The sequence below is a fragment of the Algoriphagus sp. 4150 genome, from assembly GCF_031457395.1.
Taxonomy (GTDB): Bacteria; Bacteroidota; Bacteroidia; order Cytophagales; family Cyclobacteriaceae; genus Algoriphagus.
Map to the genome: position 1 here is coordinate 1 of NZ_JAVDWS010000010.1, position 21669 is coordinate 21669.

Genomic DNA, 21669 nt, shown 5'->3' on the forward strand with positions numbered 1-21669 from the left:
TCTATCCCGGCGGCATTCTTCCTGATTTTATCCATGTCCTACCGGTTAGAATAAACCTGTGCGGAAAGAAATATCAATCAATTGAAAGGCTACCGAACGGACATTTTCCGGAAATGGAAAAGTACCATGATTTGTGACTCCTTTCTTTCCAACCATACTCGCAAACAGGCAACTTGCACTATTCGAGCTCCGGCCAATTTGCACAGGAAGTGCAAATTTACAACGTCATCTCGATTTGTGCATTTTCTAAATGTTAAGCCTCGCAATGACGTGGGATAGATTCCGTCATTGCGAGGCACGAAGCAATCCCTTTATGAAAATTGAGATTGCTTCGTTCCCGACAAAAGTGCGGGACAGGCTGTACCTCCTACCGATGACGTTAACCAAGCAGAGATTGCTTCAGTCGTACCTCCATCGCAATGACGTGGGATAGGTTCCGTCATTGCGAGGCACAGCCTGCCCCGATGAGTCGGGGAAGCAATCTAAATTGGGATGATTTGAAATTGCATCGTTACACCTAGACTCAGGGATATTATTTTTTATTAATTTAAAACTATGCAAAAGGGTGGAGCTGTTTACATCATGACCAATCATAGACATACAGTACTGTACACTGGGGTTACGAATGATCTTTTAAGGAGAGTATATGAACATAGAAACAAACTCAATCCTAATTCATTTTCAACTAAATACAATTTGACTAAGCTAGTGTTTTTTGAATCTTTTCACTCAATTGATGAGGCAATTGCAAGGGAGAAGCAGATTAAAGGTGGCAGTAGGAAGGGAAAGGAGGATTTGATAAATTCAATGAACCCCAATTGGAAAGATTTATGGGATGAAATTAGGGAGTGGTAATTAATCCTTGGTGTCGTATAGGATTTTTTTTTATCGTCATTGCGAGGCACAGCCTGCCCCGATGAGTCGGGGAAGCAATCCGGTTTTACCAAGCAGAGATTGCTTCGGTCATTCTTCCCTCGCAATGACGTGGGATAGATTCCGTCATTGCGAGGTACGAAGCAATCCCTGCACTAAAGCCAAGATTGCTTCGGTCGTACCTCCATTGCAATGACGTTCGGAATTGGCTAGTTCAAGTACCGTATTTGCGAGGTACAGCCTGTCTCGATGAGTCGGGAAAGCAATCCCGTTTATAATAGCCGAGATTGCTTCGGTCATTCTTCCCTCGCAATGACGTGGGATAGATTCCGTCATTGCGAGGCACGAAGCAATCCGGTTTAGCAAGCATAGATTGCTTCGTCGTTCCTCCTCGCAATGACGGTACTACTTCAAATCTTCCATCCAATCCAACAACACATCTCTCCAACCTGCCACAGCACCTTTTCCCAATCCAAAACCGAAACCATGGCCCCCTTTGGGATAGATATGAAGGGACGCGGGTACTTGATGTGCATGCAGAGCTTTGTAGTAGAGAAAACTGTTTTCAATAGGAACTCCGCCATCGTCTTGAGCATGCACAAGGAATGTTGGTGGAGTTTCCGCAGTGACATTCAGTTCTCCGGAAAAGCGGTCAATCAATTCTTGGTCGGCATTGTCTCCGATTAGGTTTTTCCTCGAACCTGAATGGGCAGCCGCATCCCGGAATGAAATAACCGGATAGGCCAAAATGGAGAAATCAGGACGGGCAGAAAGTGCATCAATTGCGTCTTTTGACCTTTCCACCTCATGGGCATATTGGGTGCTGACTGTAGATGCCAAATGTCCTCCGGCGGAGAAGCCCATGACGCCGATTTTGTCGGGATCAATCATCCATTCTTCTGCATGATGTCGGGCGAGGCGCACTGCACGCTGCGCATCAAGCAGGGGAACCTCTTTGGCATCAGTCAGGGATTTGGAGTCGGGAAGTCTGTATTTGACCACTATTCCCACAATTCCATGGGTATTCAGCCACTTGGCAAAATCTCTTCCTTCCCAATCATAAGCCAAAATATGGTAGCCTCCTCCGGGGAAGATAACAACTGCCTGACCGGTACGCACTTGCTTGCTTGGCAGAAAAACCTCGATCTGGGGGATCTGTACGTTTTCTATCCGGATAATACCTTCTTCTACGGCTTTTTCTTCCAGACCCATATCTTCCTGAAGCGGGGGAGTGCCTTTCCATAGCGGAAGGATAATTTCTTGAGCGTTGACGATCATGCTTGTCATAAGTAGGCTGAGTACTAAGAGTAATTTTTGCATAGGGGTTATTTTAGGCGTTGAATTCAAAGATTTTGTCCATCAATTGCCAGCGCCAATTATCGGGAGTGCCGGGCAGATTGGTTTGGTATTGTCCGAGAAAAGCTTCCCATTCCTGTACTTTTCCGTTGGCATTGTCCAGGGCGGCTTTCTTTTCGAAAGTAAAGTTTTCATCCCCAACCAGTATCATGCTCAGTCGGTGACGCCAGCGATAGATGCTCATTTGCAAAATCCCCGCTTCCCTGATACTTTCTATGATTGCGGGAGCCACGGCTTTATGGCATTCCACATAGGCTTGAATTGCCTCTTGGTCGTCTTTCAGATCACAGATCAATACAAAGGTTTCGGTTTTCATGGTTCTATCTTAATCAAATAATTCAAAATCTGTAATCCCTTGTTCAAGTCTCATGACTTGGACACATTATAATGCAGTCTTCAGACTGCAATTAAGATTGGCACAAGTTACTTGGGCCAATAGCAGAGAGATCCTTTTTCCGTCATTGCGATCCGCCACAGACGGAGAAGCATCATGAACAGATTGCTTTGTCGCTCGTGCCTCGCTTCTCGCAATGACGCCTAAAGATCGAACTACTCCGCTGCAGTCTCCTGACTGCCGCAGCCCCTCATCAAAATGGACTTCTTGCTTGACAGTCAACTCTAATCAGTGACCTCTGCGATATCCTCTGTGACCACCGTGGTTAACTATAATTGCGCCAATAGCATCGAAGTAATTTCCCAACTCTTGGTCGTCTTTCAGATCACAGATCAATACAAAGGTTTGGGTTTTCATGGTTCTATCGTAATCAAATAATTCAAAATCTGTAATCCCTTGTTCAAGTCTCATGACTTGGACACATTATAATGCAGTCTTCAGACTGCAATTAAGATTGGCACAAGTTACTTGGGCCAATAGCAGAGAGATCCTTTTTCCGTCATTGCGATCCGCCACAGGCGGAGAAGCAATCTATTATCATGAACAGATTGCTTTGTCGCTCGTGCCTCGCTTCTCGCAATGACGCCTAAAGATCGAACTACTCCGCTGCAGTCTCCTGACTGCCGCAGCCCCTCATCAAAATGGACTTCTTGCTTGACAGTCAACTCTAATCAGTGACCTCTGCGATATCCTCTGTGGCCACCGTGGTTAACTATAATTGCTAACACTCGTTCAAGTTCTTCAGACTTGGACTTCAATTTTCCAATTTCTTCACCCTCAAACTAAACAACAACACCATCACAAAACAGCTAAGGGGCAAAATAAATGAGAAATTGACTTCAGGAACTCCCAAAATCAACGTATCATCATATCCAACTCCACCGATGTCCAAGATCATTCCCTGTAGTGTGGGCATGATCGCTCCGCCCACAATTGCCATGACTAGATAAGCAGCAGCAAACTTGGAATCTTCACCCAATCCATCCAGAGCGATTCCGTATATCGTGGGAAACATCAAGGACATAGCGAAGGAAATTGCCACCAAAGAATAAAGTCCACTTATTCCGGGTAGAAAAATAGCACCTGCCGTGAAGAGAATTGCAAGCATGGAAAATATACTAAGCAGCTTAGTAGGGGAGATGTAGCGAAGCAAGAATGTACAGATCCACCGTCCTACCAAAAAGACAACCAAAGCGGTGTAACCATAATTAACCGCGTCGGCATTCGAGATTCCGAGAACCTCAGCATACTGGTATATATATGTCCAGACCATGATCTGGGCACCTACATAGAACATCTGTGCCAGCGTTCCTTCCACAAAGTTTCTGTTTTTCAGCAGGCGGGCCATAGTGGCTTTGAACTCTACCTTTCCTGTCTCCTTACTCTCGGGCATTTTCGCCAAAGCAATAATCACCAAAATCGCAATCACCACCAATCCCAGGATGACATAGGGATTGCGGATAACCAGAAGATCGGCCGTACGGATCACGGCTTTGGCAGCTTCATCCAGCGAAGAGAAAATGATATTCCCATCGGCATCCGTTGCGTTCGATTGAAGTGCATTCAATATAAATTGCTTGGCTACAAACAGCCCTGCCAATGCTCCCATGGGATTGAAAGCCTGCGCCAGATTCAACCGCTGTGTGGCCGTGGCTTCCGGACCCATGGACAAAATATAAGGATTGGCAGTAGTCTCCAAGAAGGCCAGACCAAAGGTCAAAATGTAAAGTGAGGCTAGGAAAAAACCATAACTCTCCCAAGCGGCGGCTGGATAAAACAGCAATGCCCCGAAGCCATAAAGCCCGAGACCGAGCAGAATCCCTGTCTTGTAAGAATACTTCTTGATGAAAAAAGCTGCAGGTAAGGCCATGGTGAAATAGCCGCCGTAAAAGGCCATTTGCACCCAAGACGCTTGCGTATTATTCAGTTCGAGTACACGCTTAAATGCGGCCACCATAGGATTGGTGATGTCATTTGCGAAGCCCCATAGTGCAAAGAGGGAAGTGATTAAAATAAAAGGAAGCAGAAGTTCCTTGGGGACTAAGGCAGGTTTTTGGGTCATGGGGATGGTTATTGTTATAAAGCTCGGTCAAGATGGGTATATCCGCCATCTACAAAGAGATGCTGTCCTGTGATATGGGCGGCTTTGTCGGAAAGTAGGAAAATAGCCATGGCTGCAATTTCCTCCGGCGTGGTCATGCGTTTTCCCAAAGGGATTTTAGCAGTGATCTCAGCTAACTTCTCCTGCGGATTGGGAAATGTGTTGATCCAGTTTTCATAGAGCGGGGTGTATACTTCTGCCGGAATGATGGCGTTGACGGTGATTTCGTAAGGTAGAAGTTCCACCGCCCAGTCTCGGGTAAGGGAAAGCTGGGCACCTTTGGCAGCCGTGTAGCCGGAAGTTCCTCCCTGACCCGTCACCGCTGTTTTGCTGGAAATATTGATGATACTTCCTTTGGATTTCTTCAGATAAGGCAAAGCAAAATGTGCCAAATGATAGTAATGGTTAAGGTTTTTGGCCACGGATTTTTCAAATGCATCCGGACTTCCATTTTCCAGTCCCACACTGTCGTTTGCTCCGGCATTGTTGATCAGGCCGTCTATTCTTCCGTATTTTTCAAGGGTAAGTTTTACTGTTTTTTCTGAATCCACAGCTTCGAACAGCCGGATGGGAATCTGAAGAGCTTCTCCCAAAGCAAGGATTTCGGCGCCTTCTTTTTCTGAAGGATCGATCATCACAGGAATCGCTCCCTCAGCTATCAATCCTCTGGAAATGGCACCGCCGATTCCCTTGGCTCCACCGGATATCAGAATGACTTTATTGGTTAGGTTTAGGTTCATTTTATAAGAGTTTCTTTTGTTCTATTCTGGACTTGGCATCTATATACGCTTGATGCAATTTTGTTTCTAATTCACTTTTGGGAGGTAATTCAGTCCAGTATTCAGCTACCATAATCCCATCCTTTCCCATTTCTAGCAATTCTATCTGCTCATTGCTTTTTTCAGCACATAGGATCAAGCCTATTGGAGGGTTTTCATCTTCTTGTTTTTCGTATTTATTAAGCCATTTTAAATATAGTTCCATTTGTCCTTTGTAGGCAGGCCTAAATTTGCTGAGCTTTAACTCGATAGCTACAAGTCGCTTAAGTTTTCTGTGAAAAAACAATAAATCAATATAGAAATCCACGCCATCTAGTATGATTCTTTTTTGGCGCTCCACAAAAGCAAATCCCTTGCCCAGCTCCAGTATGAAATGCTCCAATTCTTTGAGAATGGCACCTTCTAAATCATTCTCTAAGTAGCCATCTTTTAAACCTAGAAAATCCAGAAAATAAGGATCTTTAAAACTTGTCTTTATTTCTGTGTCCGCTTCAGATAATTGTATCTGTGCTATTTCCTTTCGTTCAAAAGCTTTTCTTTCTATTTGGTGACGTAATTCTCTTTTGCTCCAACTTGATTCTGCTGATTGTTGTGCATAGAATAACCGTGCGTCTTGCTTTTTTATAGGTATTAGGATGGTGAAATGGGACCAACTTAATTGTCGTGCCAGTGGTGCGACAATTTGAAAATCTGGAAAAACTTCGGCAAACTGCATCATTCTTCGCAGGTTTTTTTCCTGAAAAGAGTTGCCATATGCATTGGATAATTGGATTGCCAATTGGGAAATAACCTCCTTGCCATATTCCGCGCGCTGATTTTCCAGAATATGGCTATTTATTTTACTCCCTATTTGCCAATAGACCAGTGTAAGTGTACTGTTTATCTGCGAAACAACTTGGCTTTTGCCTTTTTCTATGATGCTAGCCAAATCTTGAAATAGGAGATCGGAATCTTTTGCTTTCATATTATAACTTCAGGCTTTTTACATGGATTTAGGATAATTACATGTGATCACCTCAATTGTCGTGACAGTGGCACGACAATTCGATAATCTTGAAATACATCCACAAACCGAATCTTTTAGCATTTTTTCTTTTCCAAAGTAGAAAATAATTCTGCATGTATATATTCTCTTTTCCGGCAGTAAAGCAATAATAGCATCATAGAATTCCAAAAACACTGGCGTAAAGGCACTTCGGTCACCCGTCTTCGGTCTTCCGTCCAGTAAAGCAAAGAGAATAGAGTTACGGGCATCATCCGATGGCTATCGAATGTGGATAATTATAATGCCACACCATAAAACTCCGCAGCTGTATTTCCCATAATTGCATCTTTTTCCGTTTTGGAAAGTCTATCTGTGAACCGCTCGATTACTTCCAATACCTGCTCATATTCTCCGGCCACCTTGCAGACAGGCCAGTCGCTGCCAAACATCAGCCGCTTTGGCCCAAATAACTCAAGAGCTACTTCCAAATAAATCTGTAGGTCTTTTGCTGTCCACTTTTTCCAGTCAGCCTCGGTGACCATTCCGGATACTTTGCAGAAGATATATTCCCGCTCGGCAAGTGGTGCTATTTCCTTTTTCCATGCTCTCCATATACCCAATTTGATATTAGGCTTGGCCAGATGATCGATGACAAAGGGTTGTTCCGGAGCTTTTTTTACAAATTGCAGAGTTGCTTCCAACTGATTATGGAAAATCAAAATATCGTAGGTGTAGCCCCGTTTCCCTATTTTTTCTATGCCCCGGATAAAGTCCTTTCGCAGCATATAATCCACATTCTTGGACTGTAGGATTTCCCTGTAGCCTTTCAGCTTTTTTTGCGAAGCAAACTGATCCAGATCCTTGTCCAGCTCATCACTTGCGAGGTCTGCCCAACCCACTACCGCTTTGATCTGTTCATGCTCTTCTGCAAGATCCAACAAGTAGGCAGTTTCGCGAAAACTCTCATCCGCCTGCACGGCCACGCAACCATCAATCTGATGCTCCTTTAAAATCGGGATCAAATCTTCAGGAAGGAAATTCTCTTGGATCACCTTCATATCGTCTGTGATCCAGGAGTGTTTCTCGGGATTGTACTTCCAGAAGTGCTGGTGGGAATCCAGTCTCATGCTTCAGGGTCGTTGATTGCTGTTTGCTTGGCTTCTCCCAGTCCTTCGATTCCCAGTTCTACCACATCGCCTTCTTTCAGGTAGGTAGGAGGGGTCAAGCCCAGGCCAACGCCTGCGGGAGTTCCTGTGGAAATCACATCTCCGGGCAATAATGTCATGTATTGACTCAGGTGCTCGATCAGTGTAGGAATGTCAAAAACCAGATCAGAGGTGTTGCTGTCCTGAAGCATCTTTCCGTTCAGTTTCAGCCAGAGTCTTAAGTTGTGCGGATCTTCGATTTCAGTTTTGGTGACCAAGACAGGTCCTAACGGGGCGAAGTTGTCCGCACTTTTGCCTTTGACCCACTGTCCTCCATGATGCAGTTGGAAATCACGCTCGCTGACATCATTGTGCACACAGTATCCGGCCACATAATCCATCGCATTTTCTTTGCTTACGTACTTGGCCCGCTTACCGATGACTACCGCCAATTCCACTTCCCAGTCAGTTTTCACCGAGTTTTTTGGGATTAGAATCGGATCAAAAGGCCCACAAAGCGAAGAAGTAGCTTTCATGAAAATGATAGGGACCTCGGGAACTGCCATTCCGGATTCTATGGCATGCTGCCGGTAATTAAGGCCGATACAGATGATTTTGGAAGGCCGGGCGATAGGCGAACCCAGTCTGGAATCCGAAGGAATTTCATTTAAGTTCTTCTGATTGGCATTTAGCCACTCTTCCAGTCTGGCCAAACCGTTGTCCGTGAAAAATTGCTCATTCCAGTCCTCTCCAAATGCTGAGCAGTCCAGGTATTTGCCATCTTCGTCCTGAATTCCGGGTTGTTCTTTGCCGGCTTTGCCGAATCGTATAAGTTTCATAGTAGTATCAAGTAATTAGATTATAGTATCAAGTAAGTAGAGTCAAGAAGTTAGAGTCAAGAGTTAAGAGCCAAGATTCAAGATAGTCATTGAGTTAACTAAATGCATTGAGCTCGTAAATCGTAATTCCCAACTCCTAAATCGAATCAGATTATAAGTAGAGATTATAAGTAGTAAGTATCAGGTATCAAGATATAAGATTTTAGAATCAAGAAGTAAGAGTCAAGAATTAAGAGTTAAGAGTCAAGGTTGTCATTGAGTTAACTAAATGCATTGAGCTCGTAAATCGTAATTCCCAACTCATAAATCGAATCACATTTTCAATCCCAAGAATCCTCCGTCTATCGGAATATTGGTTCCTGTGATAAAGCTTCCCGTATCCGCACTTACAAAATAGGCGAGCTCGGCAATCTCTGCCGGAGTGGCCATCCTGCCAATGGGCTGGGTTGCAGCGAGTTTTTCAAACATTTCCTGTTCTTGACCCGGATAGTTTTTTGCCAAAAAACCATCTACAAAAGGTGTATGCACCCTTCCCGGTGACAGGCAGTTGCAGCGGATCCCGTCTGCTACATAATCCCTGGCTATGCTTAGTGTCATGGAAAGAGCTGCTCCTTTGGTCATGCTGTACGCAAATCGATCCGGAATGCCGATCGTAGCTGCTACAGAAGCCATGTTGAGAATGGATCCCCCACCGTTTTCCTTCAGTTTTGGCAGTGCAGCTTTGGTGCAGTTGAACATCCCTTTCACATTTACCTGAAATACGCGGTCAAAATCCTCTGGGGAAGTTGTCTCCAAGTTTCCTATATGGGAAACTCCTGCGTTGTTGATCAGCGTGTCGATTTTGCCGGGGATGGATTGGACCAAAGATTCTGATTCTGCAGGATCAGCTACGCTTCCGCAAAGAAATGTGACATCAAAGCCTTTTTTCTGCTCATCCAGAGCCACTTTTTCGCCCACTTCAGGGTTGATGTCAATGAAATAGACTTTAGTTTTTTTTGCTGCGAATAGCTGAACCATGGCGAGCCCGATTCCGGAAGCTCCGCCTGTAATTAGTACTGTTTTATTTTCCATGCTTAAATCAAAATGGAAGGTAGCACCTGCATTTTTTAGTGCCAAAGAATTTTGTATAGATTAGTTTATCTATCGTCGTTTTTTTGCCGGAAGGGGTTTAAAAGCATTACAAGCAATGATAAACGCCAGAATTGAGGTCGCTTCGGTCTTCTGTCTCCCATCTTCCAGCCATATAAACCAAAGAAGACAAGGCTTCCGGAATCTTTACAGCTAACTATATCAAAGCATTACTGTTTCACCGGTTCTGACCGATTCATCGCAGGCAAAGGCAATTTTGAGGCTGTTGAGCGCATCTTCCAAGTGATCGTCCAGATTAAGATTTTCTTCAATGGTTTTCAGAAAATACAACTGCTCGCGATTGCAAAGCTCCTGATGATCGGGTTCATCAGCCAGATCTATCCATTCATCAGTCTTCGTAAACCTGTTTTCAGAATCTATTGCCGCATGGTGTATCCGGATGGACTCGGTTTTGGTATGTGAATCCACCTTATCGGATTGTCCGCTTGCACCGGCGTCTTTTGCGGTAATGGAAACGGCTCCCTTCGGTCCAAAAACATCCTTCACAAAAAAAGCTGTCTCACTGACCATCGGTCCCCAGCCTGCTTCGTACCAACCGACCGAGCCGTCTTCGAAGCGGATCTGAAGTTGGCCGTAATTGTAATTATCTTCAGCGATATCTTCAGTAAGTCTGGCACCGATAGCCGAAACAGAGACAGGTTTGGATCTCGTCATCTGACACATCACGTCGATGTAATGCACCCCACAATCTACGATTGGGCTAAGACTTTTCATCAGATTACGGTGTACATCCCACATGTAGCCCTGACTTTGTTGGTTGAGATTCATCCGCATCACAAGCGGCTTTCCGAGCTTTTCAGCTTCTGCTATAAATCGTATCCACGATGGATGATGTCTCAATATATAGCCTACAACTACTTTTTTGTTGACTTCCTTAGCTTTTGCAATAATGCGCTCACATCCTGCGACGGAGTCAGCAAGGGGTTTTTCGATGAAAATATGGCATCCGGCCTCCAGTGACCTTACGGCAAAATCCTCGTGGGTGTCGGGATAAGTGGAAATGCATACTGCATCAGGTTTTGACTCTGCCAAAGCTTTTCCAAAATCTGAATATAAGGGATAATTGGCTTGAAGTTGGCCGTTAAGTTTACTCTTGGAATCACCTCTGGATACCAGTCCACAGATTTCGAACTCGGGAAACTTGTGATATGCTACTGCATGGGCAATTCCCATATTTCCGCAGCCGACGACCAGAATTCTGATCGGTTTGTTTTGTGTTGACATTCTGGATTATTGGTCTTGGGTTCTGTATTGAAATCCAAACATTGCTCAATTGGATCTTTTGATAACTTCCTCTTTGGATAGTTGGATTATTTTGACTGATAAAGTCACTGGCTTGATAGGTTCGTCTTTACTGTTGCGCTTTAAATGGACGATTTGCTCTACTACGCTCATACCGGTGATTACATGGCCAAAAACCGTGTAGTCACCATCCAATCTGTGTAAACCATCGGGATTTTGAACGATATAAAACTGGCATCTTGCAGATAATTTGCCGGGGTTATCATCCCTTCCTGCGCCTACGGCACCATAGACGTGAGTGAGCTCAGGGATAAATTCAGGTTCCAGTAAGTATTCGGGGTCATTGAATCCTTCCTCTGTATCAGGACAGCCTCCTTGCGCGACAAAGTTTGGGATGACCCGGTCGAATGTCAAAGAATCCCAATAGCCCGCATTGGCCAACTCTATGAAGCTTTCTCTATGTTTTGGCGTTCGATCATCGAGCTGAATTAGGATCTCCCCATAGGGAGTGATAATTTGACCTACAGGAATTTTTTCTGTGGAGGCTTGAGCAACAGATTTACTAGGCGTGAGGATTAATAGATTGAATGCTAGCAAGATTCCTGTCAAAAGAGAGCCTGGAATGTTACAATTGCGTAAATAGTTATGAGATAGGAAAGAAAAATTCATTTCGTTTGGATAGGAATTCTAAATGTGGATTTTTTGTAACCTGAGAAATAAAAGTAGTAAAATGAATCAAATATCTTCCTTACACGAGAATGAATTGGACAGGCTTCTGGCACTGAGTAATCTTGGGATCGACTACTATGAACCAAAACAGGGGCTGAATTACCTTACCGAGCTCGCTGCCAAGATTTCGGGGACAGAAATTTCCCTTGTCAATCTCATCGATTCGTTTACACAGTGGAGTGTATCTTCATTTGGGTTGGATATTTCCCAAATGCCAAGAGAAGATTCTGTGTGCCAATACACCATCCAAACTTACTCTAATGAGGGATTTGAAGTGGAGGACTTAAGTATTGATGAGCGTTTTAAGAATAAATTCTATGTAAAGGGATCTCCAAATCTCCGCTATTACATGGGAGTGCCACTGACCTCACCGGAAGGGTATAACCTAGGGGCGCTGTGTGTGATGGATAGCAACCTGAAGTGTCTTTCTGAGGATGTGAAAGCAATTTTGAGATTGATAGCAATGCAGATAGTAGATCGATTGCGGGTAAATAATCTGGTAGCCAATCTCAAGAATAACCTTCTTGAATCTGAATTGTGTCAAAAAAAGTTGGCCCATGATATCCGTGGCCCAATAGGAGGGATCATCGGTTTGTCAGATTTGATTCTGGATGAAGGTGATCAGATAGACAGGCAAGAAATAATGGGATATTCGGAAATGATCAAGCAGAGCGGTTTGTCATTGCTTGATCTGTCCAAAGACATTCTGTCCAGAGAATTTGACCGGAGTATACATAGAATGCGCGATTTGAAAGAAGGCGAAACAAATCTGCTTAAGCTCAAAGAAACGATAATGCGTCTTTTGGCTCCACAGATTAAGGTCAAACAACTGGACTTCACTTTAAGACTAAGTGAAGAAAATCAGCTTGAATGTTTTTCCAAGCTCTATGTGCTTCAGATTTTGGGCAATTTACTCTCCAACTCCATCAAATTCACTAACCCCGGAGGTGAGATTCAGGTAGTAATGAATTTGAAGCGAAGGGAGTTGGATTTGATTTTGGAGCTTAGTGTGGAAGATAACGGAATGGGTATGACTGATTCCAAAATCAATGAGATCCTACAGGAAGGTACTTCTTCCCATGAAGGTACCCGCGGAGAGGTTGGATATGGGTTGGGATTGAAGCTAGTCAGGCAGTTGGTTGATCAACGGGGAGGAAGTATGGAAATAGTCTCCGAGTTGGGTAAGGGCACGAAGTTTAGGATTGAGATGAAGGTGAATTAGTACTGAGAGCAGCTTTTTGGTTATTTACCGGATTGGCATACATCGCCAAAAAGCTCTTGATCAGAAATTCATTCTTTGTGTTGACCTTTTCATTCATTCTTTTTTCGAAGGATATCTTTTCAGCATCTGTGTAGAAATTCGCATATTCCCTGTCTCCATAGAGTAAATCATGCGCAATGTAATTGCTTGGCCAAAGCTTGTATCCGGTCCATATTTTTTGGTCAATGCATTCGGCTAGCTTGCTGAGTTTGTCAGATTGGCTGAGCTCCATTTGGGAGATTTCCCGGATTTCCTTGTCCAGAATCCCATTTGCTTGTAGGTGAATCCGTTTTTTGGTACCGATGATTCCCCGAAGAAGATTCAGAAAGTCTTCATTTTCACCCTTGACATATTTTTCATCCCGGGACTTGGCTAGCCATTCGGGCATCTTCAAGACATCAGTAGGATCGTATTCATAGGAAATGGAGATTGGCACTACTTTGACTTTCTCAAAAAAACCAAATGGATTTGCTCCCTCCTCTGCCAAGGTGAGCATTTTCAGTACACCCCTGTGCGTAGCATCATTGCCGTCTTTGGTTCTTCCCTCACGCTGTGCGGTCCATACTGATCGGTTTTCTGTAAGGAGAGATTTTTTGATGTAAGCTGAGGCTAACTGGGAACTTTCGAGCAGGGCTCTACCCTGAAGTCCACGCTTTATCGCAAAATTTCTGTTTAGCCGCGAAAGCGTATGCAAGAATGGTTTCTGGATCAAATTGTCCCCAATAGCAGAAGTCGTGAGGATAAGGCCATTTTCATACAGACAAGCATTCAACAGGGAAGTATCTAGGATAATGTCCCGGTGATTTGATATGAATAGGTAAGCGGTATTGGATTGCAGTTGCTCAAAGCCACCCGTACTCAATCCTTCTGAGCTTTTCTCTAAAACTTTCTGTACTCCCGGGTAAATAAAGTTGACCTGAAAGTCTCTTAGCGAGTGCGTATGAACCATCAGGTCTTTCCAATGCTCCTTAGTATCAGACGGAAAGGTGAAACTCATCATTGCCTCGAGCATCGGATCGTCTACAATCTTGCGGATTGCAGCATTGGCTTCTGCGTCATAAAAAGGCCTGATTGTATCAAATTGCGACATAATTATCTTTTGGATGGTCTGCAAAAAGCAAATTTTAGCTCAGAATTCTAAGCTAATTTACATGTATCGTAGTTAATATTCCCCGGAATTATCTGCTGAGGTGCTTATCCACGAAGAGTAAATGGAAGGGAAGCGCGTCAGTCCAGTACTCCCAAGTATGGGCTCCCGGACGCTCAGTGTAGTCATGTGGGGTGCCATTGTCCAGAAGTAGTTGATGCATTTGTCTGTTGGTTTCCAATAAGAAATCATCCACACCACAGTCCATTAACAAGGCAATTCCATTCTCTTTCATTTTGTCGACTAATCCCACTGCTGTATAAGTACTGAACGGTGCATCATACAGAAGATCCTTACCCAACATTTCTTGTTGTTGGCTTTGTCTAAGGGTACTGAATTCTGCCGGAACTTTCCATAAGCGGGTGTCGATGTTCATTACACCACTCATGCTGGTAGCGGCAGTGAAGAGATCGGGATGCTTTGCGCTGAGTACGATGGCTCCGTGCCCGCCCATTGATAAGCCGGTGATTGCTCTGGATTCTTTTTGAGCCAGGGTCTTGTACGTTTTGTCTATGTGGGGGATAAGTTCAGTGGTGATGTAAGTCTCATATTGTACCGAATCCATTTTTGGGCTATCGAAATAATAACTATGCGGCCCTACGCCCGGAGTGACAATAATCAATTCGTATTCCTCAGCCATTCGATTGAGGAGTCCCCGTTCGGTGACCTTTTGATGCCAGTCACTGAAAACTCCACTTCCGCCATGCAGCAGGTACAGAGTGGCAAATTGCTTAGTGCCGTCATAAGAAGAAGGAATAGTGACGGCTGCTTTTAGCGTTTTATTCATTGCTTCGCTGTAGACTTCTATCGTGTCGACTTTCGCTTGAGCAAAAACCACGGAGGGAAGAAGCAATAAAAGGACTAGTAAGTTTTTCATAGAATAAGGTTAATAGGGTACGGACAAATTGCAAAATAGGGATTATAGAAAAAATTATCCTAGGATCTGACCCAGTTAATAAAAATAAAAAACCTCCCAGATTATTCTGAGAGGTTTTAGTGCGGATAGAGGGACTCGAACCCCCATGCCTTGCGGCGCTAGATCCTAAGTCTAGTGCGTCTACCAATTTCGCCACATCCGCAGCTGTTTTCAATTGGGATGCAATGTTACCAATTATTGGGTTAAAATAATATTAAATCCCTGTGTAAAATGCCGGAAACTGCTTTGATCGTATAGAACTTATTCATTTTCAACTGATTTATTTTTAATTCTTGTAAACGATAAATGCCATCCTTAAAATTTCTGATTTATTTTTTCGATTGCAGGAACTTTGGGGAGGGCTTTGTGATTGAACGTTCATTCATCCTATAAATCCATGGATAATTTGATAGATAAAAAGAAGTGTATCATCCTAAGTGCGCTTGATTTGATTCAGGAGCATGGCTTTCATGCAAGCCCTGTAAGTCAAGTGGCAAAGAATGCCGGCGTTGCAGCCGGTACCATTTATACTTATTTTGAAAATAAGGAGGCATTGATCTTTGGGATTTACGAGTATGTAGCCGGGGAAATCAAGAAATATGTCTCAGAGCGGGACGATACTACGCTGGTATTTAAAGATCGATTTAATAATTATTGGAAAAATTTAACCGATTTTTATGAGTTAAACCCTTCATTTCATGGGTTCTATGATCAGTTTCTGAATTCTCCATTCAATTCTGAGGAGACTCAAAATAAACCTAATGTTTGGCATGAATGGGCATACGGTTTTTTTCAGTCAGGCATGGACGAAGGAGCTATCCGTGACATCAATCCCGTAGTATTATCCATTTTGGTCAATAGCAACATAAAATCTATCGTGAGAGTCAAAATGAATTTTAAAAACAAACTAGCCAGAAATAATGTGAATCTAGAAGAGATCTCCCAGCTGATCTGGGATGGGATCAAGAGCGCATAACCCAAACACCTTTTTCAAACTAAACCAATTAATTATTACACAGATGTTCAAAAAACGTTTACTGTTGGTGAGCCTGAGTATTATACTCTTGTCAAAAGCTGCCTACAGTCAGGAAGAAAGTACTGTGCCCCAAGGTGTGTTGACCTTGGAGCAGGTGGTGGAATTTGCTCTGGAGCGGAGTCCGATCATCCGACAGGCACAGCTAGACAGGGAGATAGGAGACCGCAATATCAAATCAAATTTGGCCGACTGGTATCCTCAGATTACTGCCTCTGCGGCAGGAGCCTATAATATCAAGCTTCAGCAGCAGATCATTGGTGATCAACTGATCACTTTTGGCCAGCCTTACAATTCAAATGTTTTGCTTCAGGCGGACCAGACCTTATTCAATCGGGACCAGCTTTTCGCTTCGAAATCCTCTAAGTACTACCGTCAGCAACTTGAGCAAGTGATAGAGGATGCGCGGATCAATACCGTGGTGGATGTGAGTAAAGCTTTTTACTCTATTCTATTATCCGAAGAGCAACTGAAAATCCTTGATCAAAATCTGGATCGTCTGGAGAAGCAATACAAAGATGCTTACAGCCGCTTTGATGCGGGATTGGTAGACAAGACAGATTACCAGCGTGCGTCGATTGCCCTGACCAATGTGAAGAGTGACCGAAATAGAGTGGCTAACTCTTTCGATGCCAAATATGACTACCTGAAGCAATTGATGGGCTATCCTGATAGTCTGGATTTTAGGATTGAGTTTGATGTGGAAGGAGCCGTGGGAAATATCGCCGGGGATGCAGCAGATCCGCTAATCCTTGAGAACCGCATAGAATACCAACTTTTGAAAACCCAGCAAACGCTCAATGAAATCCAGACCGGGTATGAAAAATGGAATTACCTTCCTCAGTTGTCTGCCTATTACAGATACAATTGGAATTATTTCAGCCCGAATTTCTCGGACTTATACAATACATCCTATCCTATTTCAGCAGTGGGATTGAATCTGGCTATTCCGATTTTCCAGGGAGGAAAACGGGTTCATAAAGTGAAAGCCGCCGAACTTCAGGTAGAGCGTGGGAACGTGGAAATTGAAAATCTGGGGAATCAGATAAAGACGGAATACTCCACCGCTCTGGCAGATTACAACAGCAGTATCTACCAATGGCAGATGATCAGAGAGAATATGGAAATGGCTGAGGAAGTTTACAATATCATCAAGATGCAATATGATGAAGGGATCAAAGCCTATGTGGAATTGGTGGTAGCTGAGACAGATCTTCAAACAGCCCAGATTAACCATATCAATGCTTTCTACCAAGTCTTGGAAGACAAACTTGATCTGGAAAAAGCATTAGGTACTATCAATTAATAAGAACAGCATTAAATTTTATATCAGATGAACTTATCATACAAACTAGTGGCTTTTTCAGCCTTGATTCTAGCGGGTTTTTCTTGCGGACAAAAGCAGCAGGCCGGACAACAAGCTCCGGCAGCCACCGCAGTCACTACTTATACTTTGGTGAAAAAATCCGTGACAGGCCTTGACCAATATCCAGCAACCCTTGTGCCCTTGAATGAGGTGGAAATCCGTCCGCAAATAGGCGGGTATATTACCAATATCTATATACAGGATGGTCAGGAAGTGAAGAAGGGCCAGAAGCTTTACGAGATTGACCGTAGCAAATATGCCGCTACTGTACAGCAGGCTGATGCTTTGGTACAAAGTGCAGAGGCAAATCTGGCGAGAATGGAAAAGGATTATGAGCGCTATAAGAGATTGGATGCCGAGGATGCTATAGCAAAGCAGACCTTGGATCATGCCCAGACGGAAGTATTGAATGCCAAAGCCCAGGTAAGCTCAGCAAAGGCTCAGTACGAATCAGCTAGCACGGATTATAATTATTCGGTACTGGTAGCTCCCTTTGACGGTACTGTGGGTATCTCTCAGGTGAGACTTGGGACACAAGTTTCCCCCGGTCAGCCTTTGTTGAATACCCTCTCTTCAAACGATCCAATGGCCTTGAATTTTGTAATCAATGAGCGGGAGATAACAAGATTCAATAAGATTCTAAAGTCGGAAGAGAAGCCTGATTCACTGTTTAGGATAAAATTCAGTGATGGTAGTGTATATCCATACAACGGGAAATTCACCACTATAGACAGAGCTGTGGGAAGACAATCGGGCACTATCAATCTACGTGTTCAATTTCCCAATCCTGAGCGTGACCTGATTGCAGGAATGACTGTAAATCTTCAGGTACTCAATGAGGATATTGGAGAGCAATTGGTGATTCCATACCGTGCTGTGACTGAGCAGATGGGGGAATATTTTGTATACGTGGTGCAGGAAGATAATACAGTGAAGCAGCAAAATGTGATTCTAGGCACACAGATAGGCGAGGGCATCGTGGTGAGAAGTGGAGTGCAGGAAGGTGCCAAAATCGTAGTGAGCGGTATCCAGAAGTTGCGTGAAGGTGCTCAGATTACTGAGCAGACTGCTGCCCAATAAATCGTTTTTTCAATAAGACTTGATTAATTAATAATGATATCAGACGTATTTATAAAACGGCCAGTGACGGCAATGGTGATCTCGATCGTCATCGTGCTGGTCGGAGTTTTGGCGATTCTAAATCTCCCCGTTACCCAGTATCCTGACATCACGCCTCCCGTGGTTTCGGTATCTGCCAATTACACGGGTGCGGATGCACAGACGGTAGAGCAGACGGTAGCCACACCGATAGAGACCCAAGTGAACGGTACTCCGGGGATGGCTTATATTTCTTCGAATAACACCAGTACAGGGCAAATGCAGATGAACGTCACTTTTGAGGTAGGGACGGACATAGATATAGCTACTTTGGATGTGCAAAACAGGGTATCCATTGCCGAACCTTCTCTTCCGGAGGCTGTCCGCCGACTGGGAGTAACTGTGAGAAAGAGAAATCCATCCATTATGATGGTGCTGAGTATCACTTCTCCTGAAGGGTCTCATGACGGAAAATTCCTGTCCAACTACACTAATATTTTCATCAAGGATGCACTGCTTCGGGTAAAAGGTGTAGGTGATATCACGGCAATTGGTCAGGACTTCAGTATGAGGGTTTGGCTCAAGCCTGATAAACTGGCCCAATACGGTATTTCAGCACGGGAAGTAACAGCTGCCATTCAGGAGCAAAACTTGCAGGTAGCAGCGGGGACGGTGGGAAGTATGCCTCAATATGATACGCAGGCATTCGAATATCCTATTACCGTGAACGGCCGATTGGAAAGAGCGGAGGAGTTTGATGACATCGTATTGAGGACAAATCCTGAAGATGGTTCTTTAGTATATCTAAAAGATGTAGCCAGAATAGAATTGGGTCAGTTTGACTATGGTAGATATTCTACACTTGATGGGGAAGAAGCAGCGATTTTGCTGGTTTACCAAGCCCCGGGAAGTAATGCGCTGGAAACAGCCGAAGGTGTTTATGCAGCGTTGGATGAACTACAGAAGAGCTTCCCTACAGACATGAAGTATACGGTTCCATTTGAATCAGTATCTGTGGTAGAAGTTTCGATCAACGAAGTGATGCACACCTTCGTGGAGGCGTTGATTCTGGTAATTCTGGTAGTATTCCTATTCTTGCAGAGTTGGAGAGCTACATTGGTTCCTGTTCTTGCGATTCCTGTTTCCATCATCGGTACCTTTATATTCTTCCCCTTACTGGGTTTTACGATCAATACACTGACACTCTTCGGATTTGTGTTGGCGATTGGTATTGTGGTGGATGATGCTATTGTGGTAGTGGAGGCTGTGCAGCATTACATAGACTCTAGGAAGATATCTGCAAAAGAAGCCACACGCTTGGCGATGAAAGACATCACTGCGCCGGTAATTGCGATTGCATTGATTTTGGCAGCCGTGTTTATTCCGGTAGGATTTATTCCGGGTATTGTAGGTAGAATGTATCAGCAGTTTGCGATCACAATTGCGATCTCAGTATTGATTTCTGCATTTGTGGCTTTGAGTTTGACTCCTGCACTGTGTACGCTGCTTCTGAAACCTTCTGAAGTAAATGAGAAGGGAAAAGGCCTGAATAAGTTTTTCTATAAGTTTAATTTGTGGTTTGAACGGACTACAAGCAGCTATACCAATGGTGTGAGAAATAGTATCAAAAGAGCACCACTTGTATTGATTTTGCTCATTTGCATTTTCGCAGGTACTTTCGGTTTGTTCCAGACCAAACCTACAGGATTCTTGCCTACAGAGGATGAGGGAAGACTATTTGTGACATTGCAATTGCCTGAAGGATCTGCAAGTAACAGAACTCAGGAGGTGATGCAGAAAATGAATAGGATTTTGGAAGAAACTGAAGGCATTAATCACGTCACAGGTATCGGTGGATTGAATGTGATCAACTTCTCGTTTAAGCCAAACGCAGCAACGTTCTTTGTACAGATGGATCCATGGGATCAGAGAAAGGATCCTGCGCTTCAGTTAAATGGCCTTTTGGGTACTTTAAATCAAAAATTTTCGGCTATCTCAGAAGGAAACATCGTGGTGGTACCGCCCCCGGCGATTCCGGGTTTGGGTAGTACCGGTGGGTTCAGTTTTATGCTGGAGCAACGGTCGGCTACAGGCGATATCAAGGAGTTTGAGCAGACGATGGGACAATTCCTTGCCGCAGCAAACCAACGCCCTGAAATCGCAATGGCATACAGTTTCTTTACCGCCAAAACTCCCGGATATCATGTGACTGTGGACAGAGAAAAAGCCAAGAAATTAGGTGTTCCTCTGACCGAGATCTTTACTACCATGTCCAATTACATGGGGAGCTCCTATATCAATGACTTCACCAGATACGGTAGGAATTTCCGCGTGGTGACGCAAGCGGATACAGCCTATCGGGCTGGAATCAATAATTTGGAACAATATTATGTGAAGAGTAATGGGGGAGAATCCGTTCCCTTAAGTGCATTGATAAAATATGATGTGGTAGAAAATGCTCCTGTGATTTCTCACTATAACCTATTCCGATCTGCCGAAATAAATGGGAATGCGGCTCCCGGATTTAGTAGTGGGCAGGCACTTGCGGCTTTGGAGGAAGTGGCGGCGGAAGTTTTACCTGCAGGGTATGGATATGATTTCTCCGGCTTGAGTAGGGAAGAGCTTTCTTCCGGCAATGCTACTATTTTGATCTTTACGCTTGCTATTGTGCTGGTATCCCTGCTTTTGGCAGCTTTGTATGAAAGTTGGTCTGTGCCATTCTCCGTCTTGCTGGCCTTGCCGTTGGGAGCATTTGGAGCGATCATCGCACTTCACTTCCTTCCGAAATTGGATAATAACATCTACGCCCAGATTGGTTTGATTACGCTGATTGGTTTGGCTGCCAAGAATGCCATTTTGATCGTGGAATTTGCCAAAGAGCGGGTGGATGTAGGTATGCCATTGATTCAGGCTACGCTGGAAGCGGTGAGGTTGAGGCTTCGTCCGATTATCATGACATCCCTGGCTTTTATCCTTGGTGTGGTTCCTTTGGCTATATCCAATGGTGCAGGCGCTGTGGCAAGACAGACGATCGGATTTACGGTGATCGGAGGGATGCTGGCAGCTACCTTCTTGGCGATCTTCTTTGTGCCCGTGCTGTATGTGGTGATTACCAAGATAGCGTACGGTAAAAAAGGCTTGGCAGAATTGGAAGCCAACTATGATCCAACTAAGCACGAAAATCATTAAGTAAGGTATAAAAGTTAGTTATAATTGAAATGCCCCCTGAAAGCGATAAGCTTGATGGGGGCATTTT

General features: G+C 44.1%; 19 protein-coding genes and 1 tRNA gene. 6 read left to right on the forward strand and 14 right to left on the reverse strand.

Going from position 1 to position 21669, the window contains the following annotated elements; all coding sequences use genetic code 11:
- Positions 1–555 precede the first annotated feature (555 nt).
- Positions 556–855 (forward strand): GIY-YIG nuclease family protein, encoded by a 300-nt coding sequence (locus J2X69_RS13555; protein WP_310104109.1) that lies wholly within the window; start codon positions 556–558, stop codon positions 853–855.
- Positions 856–1278: 423 nt separating this feature from the next.
- On the opposite strand, the gene J2X69_RS13560 is transcribed toward J2X69_RS13555, so the two are convergent.
- The 11 genes from J2X69_RS13560 to J2X69_RS13610 all read right to left on the reverse strand — a co-directional run bounded on the left by J2X69_RS13560 (position 1279) and on the right by J2X69_RS13610 (position 11532).
- A complete protein-coding gene (locus J2X69_RS13560) occupies positions 1279–2193 on the reverse strand; it encodes an alpha/beta hydrolase (protein ID WP_310104111.1) in 915 nt (304 codons plus the stop codon).
- A 10-nt stretch (positions 2194–2203) separates the two neighbouring features.
- Positions 2204–2545, reverse strand: coding sequence for an L-rhamnose mutarotase (locus tag J2X69_RS13565; RefSeq protein ID WP_310104113.1), 342 nt, complete (start codon positions 2543–2545; stop codon positions 2204–2206).
- A 306-nt stretch (positions 2546–2851) separates the two neighbouring features.
- Positions 2852–3034: a hypothetical protein gene (locus J2X69_RS13570; protein WP_310104115.1), complete on the reverse strand. Its 183-nt coding sequence runs from the start codon at positions 3032–3034 to the stop codon at positions 2852–2854.
- Positions 3035–3377: 343 nt separating this feature from the next.
- Positions 3378–4685 carry an L-fucose:H+ symporter permease gene (fucP, locus tag J2X69_RS13575; protein ID WP_310104117.1) on the reverse strand — a complete coding sequence of 436 codons (1308 nt, stop codon included), beginning with the start codon at positions 4683–4685 and terminating at the stop codon, positions 3378–3380.
- 14 nt (positions 4686–4699) lie between these two features.
- Entirely contained in the window at positions 4700–5464 is a 765-nt protein-coding gene (locus tag J2X69_RS13580) for an SDR family oxidoreductase (RefSeq protein ID WP_310104119.1), read from the reverse strand.
- Position 5465: 1 nt separating this feature from the next.
- Entirely contained in the window at positions 5466–6467 is a 1002-nt protein-coding gene (locus tag J2X69_RS13585; RefSeq protein ID WP_310104121.1) for a PDDEXK nuclease domain-containing protein, read from the reverse strand.
- A 317-nt stretch (positions 6468–6784) separates the two neighbouring features.
- On the reverse strand, positions 6785–7615 hold the full coding sequence (locus tag J2X69_RS13590) for an amidohydrolase family protein (RefSeq protein WP_310104123.1): 831 nt from the start codon (positions 7613–7615) through the stop codon (positions 6785–6787).
- Positions 7612–8472: a fumarylacetoacetate hydrolase family protein gene (locus J2X69_RS13595; protein ID WP_310104125.1), complete on the reverse strand. Its 861-nt coding sequence runs from the start codon at positions 8470–8472 to the stop codon at positions 7612–7614. Before J2X69_RS13595 ends, J2X69_RS13590 begins: the two co-directional genes overlap by 4 nt.
- 312 nt (positions 8473–8784) lie before the next feature.
- On the reverse strand, positions 8785–9543 hold the full coding sequence (locus tag J2X69_RS13600; RefSeq protein WP_310104127.1) for an SDR family oxidoreductase: 759 nt from the start codon (positions 9541–9543) through the stop codon (positions 8785–8787).
- Between the two features lie 219 nt (positions 9544–9762).
- Positions 9763–10845 carry a Gfo/Idh/MocA family oxidoreductase gene (locus tag J2X69_RS13605; protein WP_310104129.1) on the reverse strand — a complete coding sequence of 361 codons (1083 nt, stop codon included), beginning with the start codon at positions 10843–10845 and terminating at the stop codon, positions 9763–9765.
- A 45-nt stretch (positions 10846–10890) separates the two neighbouring features.
- Complete coding sequence (locus J2X69_RS13610; protein ID WP_310104133.1) at positions 10891–11532, reverse strand: peptidylprolyl isomerase; 642 nt, start codon at positions 11530–11532, stop codon at positions 10891–10893.
- Positions 11533–11593: 61 nt separating this feature from the next.
- On the opposite strand from J2X69_RS13610, the gene J2X69_RS13615 reads away from it, so the two are divergent.
- The gene (locus J2X69_RS13615) at positions 11594–12814 is read left to right on the forward strand and encodes an ATP-binding protein (protein ID WP_310104136.1); all 1221 of its coding nucleotides are present in this window, start codon (positions 11594–11596) and stop codon (positions 12812–12814) included.
- On the opposite strand, the gene J2X69_RS13620 is transcribed toward J2X69_RS13615, so the two are convergent.
- The 3 genes from J2X69_RS13620 to J2X69_RS13630 form a co-directional block, all read right to left on the reverse strand.
- Entirely contained in the window at positions 12789–13943 is a 1155-nt protein-coding gene (locus J2X69_RS13620; RefSeq protein WP_310104138.1) for a 1-acyl-sn-glycerol-3-phosphate acyltransferase, read from the reverse strand. The two genes, J2X69_RS13615 and J2X69_RS13620, sit on opposite strands and share 26 nt — an antisense overlap.
- 88 nt (positions 13944–14031) lie before the next feature.
- On the reverse strand, positions 14032–14877 hold the full coding sequence (locus tag J2X69_RS13625) for an alpha/beta hydrolase family protein (RefSeq protein WP_310104142.1): 846 nt from the start codon (positions 14875–14877) through the stop codon (positions 14032–14034).
- Between the two features lie 120 nt (positions 14878–14997).
- Positions 14998–15079: transfer RNA gene (locus tag J2X69_RS13630), tRNA-Leu, on the reverse strand.
- Positions 15080–15313: 234 nt separating this feature from the next.
- Between J2X69_RS13630 and J2X69_RS13635 the strand changes: the two genes are divergently transcribed.
- From J2X69_RS13635 to J2X69_RS13650, 4 genes are read left to right on the forward strand one after another with little or no spacing between them, the layout of a single operon-like run.
- Positions 15314–15892, forward strand: a complete 579-nt coding sequence (locus tag J2X69_RS13635) for a TetR/AcrR family transcriptional regulator (protein WP_310104144.1) — start codon at positions 15314–15316, stop codon at positions 15890–15892.
- Between the two features lie 43 nt (positions 15893–15935).
- Positions 15936–17255, forward strand: coding sequence for a TolC family protein (locus J2X69_RS13640; RefSeq protein WP_310104146.1), 1320 nt, complete (start codon positions 15936–15938; stop codon positions 17253–17255).
- A 27-nt stretch (positions 17256–17282) separates the two neighbouring features.
- A complete protein-coding gene (locus J2X69_RS13645) occupies positions 17283–18395 on the forward strand; it encodes an efflux RND transporter periplasmic adaptor subunit (protein ID WP_310104151.1) in 1113 nt (370 codons plus the stop codon).
- 33 nt (positions 18396–18428) lie between these two features.
- The gene (locus J2X69_RS13650) at positions 18429–21602 is read left to right on the forward strand and encodes a multidrug efflux RND transporter permease subunit (protein WP_310104154.1); all 3174 of its coding nucleotides are present in this window, start codon (positions 18429–18431) and stop codon (positions 21600–21602) included.
- The last annotated feature ends 67 nt before the right edge of the window (positions 21603–21669 follow it).